Source organism: Shewanella sp. MF05913, from assembly GCF_059758095.1.
This window is the reverse complement of the sequence record NZ_JCAYNT010000045.1, coordinates 1-3,815: the sequence shown is the minus strand read 5'-3', so window position 1 is coordinate 3,815 and position 3,815 is coordinate 1. Positions and strand designations below refer to the sequence as shown.

Genomic DNA, 3,815 nt, shown 5'->3' with positions numbered 1-3,815 from the left:
AGGTGATAATTGTCATTGGCTTTATTTATTGTTCAGGTTGATTTGTTTGGCGACAATTATCAGATCATAAATAAGGCCTTTTTTCTATCTAAAATATAGGTTTATTGCTAAAGATCCTGTCTATGATGAAGGTATAGACGATGAAAGTGATGACGCTTTAAATCCTTTCCCTTTCATTAAGGATAGCTCTAAAAGTGTCTGTTTTAAATGTTTTAAAGTTCATTTTGAAAAGGAGTATTATGAAGGTTTAACTACCTTAGAATATAGAGTTGAAATTAAAATGTAATTTAAAAATTAAGACTAGCAAGTAGTTAAGTTAATATTTTTTTTAAAGTTATAAGTGAATATTTTGAGAGTAACTTCAAACGTTGCATAGGATCAGGGCAATCGCATGAGTGTGCGTTTTTTACTCATTGTGAGTAATTTAAATACTGAATCACTTTCAATCATTCATGAAATGATGGCGTACTGAACAAATTCAGTTTTAACAATGTACCAAACCTGTGCAAAAAACGTTCACGATCTTGCCCTGTGCATAGGATGATGCGAAAAAGTTAACTGTTATCAGAATAATAAATGCTAGATATGTAGATTTAACCTTTTTTAAAATCAACTATGACAAGGATAATACGATGTCATCAATAAAAATAACTCAAGCTGTCGGGCTGGGTGGTGCTAACAATCTAAACGATGTAAAAGCTGTACAAACGGCTTTAAATAAATTACTCAAACTTATCCCGCCTACAAAATCATTAATTGTTGATGGCCGTTTAGGCACTAGGCCTGAAAGCGCTAAAACTGTTGCTGCGATAAAGCTATTTCAAAATTAAAATGGGAGGCATGGTTTATCTACTTTTACACTTGTAGCACTGATTAAAGCAGGGCAGGTTTATTATTATCACCTAGACCAACTCGGCCCCCCGATTTGCTTAACGGATGAAAATGCTAAAATAGTCTGGCGCAGTCAGCAAGACGTGTTCGGCCAGGCAATTGAAAGCACATCTGTTAAAGATAGAGACATTGAAAATGCTGATCTGCAAGACAAGATAACTAACCCAATCCGTTTTCAAGGCCAATACTTTGATGACGAATCTGGTTTACACTACAACCGCTTTAGGTACTACAGCCCCGGGCAAGCTCGATTTATACATCAAGACCCTATTGGCTTGGTGGGTGGCATAAACCATTATCAATATGCACCGAATCCCGTTAATTGGGTGGATCCGTTTGGATTGTTGTGTAAAGAAGGTGAAAAGAAGCTTGATAGAATGCTTAGTGATCTGGTTTCTTCAGGCGGTATAGTTGAAGCTATAAAAAATAAAATTCTAGATATAGCGATTGCAAGTGCCGTTATTGACCAACCACATAAATCAGCTCTGAAATATACACCAGAAGGTGCTAAGTATAGAAAAGAACATGAATATGATATAGCTGGTCTTGATGAAGTTAACGGATTAATTACACTTAATAAAATGTCTAGATCTGGCGAGACAAGTGTCGAAGTCGTCAGTATCGCGCAATTTGCTGAGCAGCATGTTGTAAACAGTGAACGTGTAAAACTCCACCCCGATTCAAAACCAACTAAATATCATAAACGTACAGTGGGTGAAGTTGAGGTAGCTAGGAAAGCATTTCCACCTAAGAGAGCTGAGTACATATCTAGCTATGCAAATGCAGCTTTAAATGACGATAATCACATAGCACATGAGTACTTTAACAAAGATGAATTAGAGTACATGGAATATAAAGGTGAGGTACCTAGAGGATATAATGTACATCATAAGAAACCTATATTTAGATGTGAAAGTATTGAAGATCCGAATAAACTAGAGAATTTAGAATTATTACCAGATGAGTACCATAGTAGAAAAAATAAAGAATTACATTGGTACGCTGAAGGTAAGTGCCCTTATGATAATGATAATGGTCCCACTTTATCTAGTTTAAAATAACTTGGAGTTTTATAGTGAAGAATGAAAAAATAGCTGGATTAATTGGTGAAGCCAAGTTGTTAAAAAATTATGATGATAGATCGAATGGCGCCTCTGATGAGGAAATTGCGTCACTTGAAATGAATTTTGGGATAACTTTGCCAAAGGATTATAAATATTTCTTATCAAATTTTGGTTTTGCATCATGGTTTGGCGGAGGGGTTCAAGGGCTTCCCGATGATAATTATAGATTCAAAAAATATTCAGATGTCAATCTAAATACCTTGTATCACGTTAAGTCATTTGAAAAAGAAAATTATTTACCCGTTCCAACATTTGGTTTAGTAATTAGCACATACGATGGTGGCGGTTATTACTTTTTATTTTCGCAAGAATCAGAACGTGCTGGCGAGGTTGGACTATTTCTAACTGAAACTTACGGACAAGAAGTGTCTAAATTTAAGAGTTTTACAGATTACTTATCTTTTCTTGTCACTGGCACACCTGATCCTGAACCTGTTGATGTGGATTACGATAAAATAATGGACATAATCGATGATTAATTATCGCTTAATACCATTAACGAATCTAACTTTTCATCTTGTGAATTTGACTACGCAAACCTTTGGTGCTCAATGTTTATTGGCAGTGATTTAAGTGATGCAACATTGACTTATGTCGAGGCTGCTGATGGCTGCTTTGATGAAGCGAATTTAACAAATGCCGACTTATCAAACGAAATTTCACCGGAACCATGTTTAGAAAAGCCAACCTAACAGGTGCTGATTTAAGCCATGGCAATTTTACAGATTGTGATTTCACAGGGGCTAATTTGAAGGATGTCTGTTGGGACAATGCTATTACTGAATGTGCCAAGTTTGATAAAGACATCAATTTAAGTATTCCTCATGTGAAGTGACGATTGAATTCTATACGGGATAAACCTTGACATGTTTGGATTACTAAAAACATACGACGTGCACATGTGCTCAGAAGTAAAAGGACAGGTTTTGTTAAATGGAAAACCTATTGTTGGCGCTAAAGTAATAAGAGAACTTAGTTATATTCATCAAGTTGAAGCAAATGATGAAACCTTAACAGACGAGTATGGTTGTTTTTTATGCCAGAAGTCAGTATCAGTTCAAAAAAACCAGGTGATATGTTCGTCAATGATTCTGTTATGCAGAAAGTTTACATCATTATTGATAGTGTCCAGTATGTTTTATGGGACTCAGAGTTCGGTGGTATTGAAGAGTTTCCAGAGTTTAAAGAAAAATTAACAATGCTAAATTGTGACCTAAGTAATAAAGAAGTGACTTTTACCTTTCCAAATAAAAAAATCCAAACTTAATGTTTGATGGTATAAGTATTTGTCGATGGGAAACGGATTTTGATATTTATGAAATAAATGACGATGACGAAGAAGATTTTTTAATTTTTGAATTGATATCTATAAGAATAATCAAAGGAATGATATGAACACATTAGCACCACAATTAGCTGTTAATTTATGGCTTAGTTACAGTTCATAAACAACAGCGCAGCTTTAATGGTTTAAACCAATTAGTGCAAATCAACGTTAATGGCAAACTGACCCAATACGAATATGATGCACTAGGACGTCGAAGTGCCAAAATCAGCGAACTTGGTCGCACCGACTTTATTTGGGATAATCACCAGCTGATTGGCGAGTGCACTTTAGGTGAATACACCTGGTACATTTATCAACCTGATACTTTTACTCCAGTAGCACTGATTCATACACTGGACCTTAAGCATTAAGGCCTGCAAAAATTCCATCTAACGTCATGTCTTTTCTAGATTTTCTTTGTTGTGACTTTTTTGCGTTTATTGTTATATAGCAGACCGCCCAGTCTATCTTTT

General features: G+C 35.3%; 6 protein-coding genes and 1 pseudogene. All 7 read left to right on the top strand.

Translation table 11 applies throughout. The features are described 5' to 3' along the window. The first annotated feature begins 632 nt into the window (after nt 1-632). A complete protein-coding gene (locus AC19MV_RS22800; RefSeq protein ID WP_498310019.1) occupies nt 633-830 on the top strand; it encodes a peptidoglycan-binding domain-containing protein in 198 nt (65 codons plus the stop codon). 39 nt (nt 831-869) lie between these two features. Beyond that, entirely contained in the window at nt 870-1,952 is a 1,083-nt protein-coding gene (locus AC19MV_RS22795) for an RHS repeat domain-containing protein (protein WP_498310021.1), read from the top strand. A 14-nt stretch (nt 1,953-1,966) separates the two neighbouring features. After that, complete coding sequence (locus AC19MV_RS22790; RefSeq protein ID WP_498310018.1) at nt 1,967-2,494, top strand: SMI1/KNR4 family protein; 528 nt, start codon at nt 1,967-1,969, stop codon at nt 2,492-2,494. Between the two features lie 15 nt (nt 2,495-2,509). Beyond that, nucleotides 2,510-2,707 (top strand): pentapeptide repeat-containing protein, encoded by a 198-nt coding sequence (locus tag AC19MV_RS22785; RefSeq protein ID WP_498310020.1) that lies wholly within the window; start codon nt 2,510-2,512, stop codon nt 2,705-2,707. Then, nucleotides 2,686-2,850 carry a pentapeptide repeat-containing protein gene (locus tag AC19MV_RS22780; protein ID WP_498310017.1) on the top strand — a complete coding sequence of 55 codons (165 nt, stop codon included), beginning with the start codon at nt 2,686-2,688 and terminating at the stop codon, nt 2,848-2,850. The genes AC19MV_RS22785 and AC19MV_RS22780 overlap by 22 nt, the downstream gene beginning before the upstream one ends. 31 nt (nt 2,851-2,881) lie before the next feature. Beyond that, nucleotides 2,882-3,282: pseudogene (locus tag AC19MV_RS22775) on the top strand (DUF6795 domain-containing protein). A 215-nt stretch (nt 3,283-3,497) separates the two neighbouring features. After that, nucleotides 3,498-3,713 carry a hypothetical protein gene (locus AC19MV_RS22770; protein ID WP_498310016.1) on the top strand — a complete coding sequence of 72 codons (216 nt, stop codon included), beginning with the start codon at nt 3,498-3,500 and terminating at the stop codon, nt 3,711-3,713. Nucleotides 3,714-3,815 lie beyond the last annotated feature (102 nt).

Bases quoted from the DNA above. Each gene is read 5' to 3' on its own strand.
- AC19MV_RS22780 (WP_498310017.1), top strand. From the start codon at position 2,686: ATGTTTAGAAAAGCCAACCTAACAGGTGCTGATTTAAGCCATGGCAAT.
- AC19MV_RS22800 (WP_498310019.1), top strand. From the start codon at position 633: ATGTCATCAATAAAAATAACTCAAGCTGTCGGGCTGGGTGGTGCTAAC.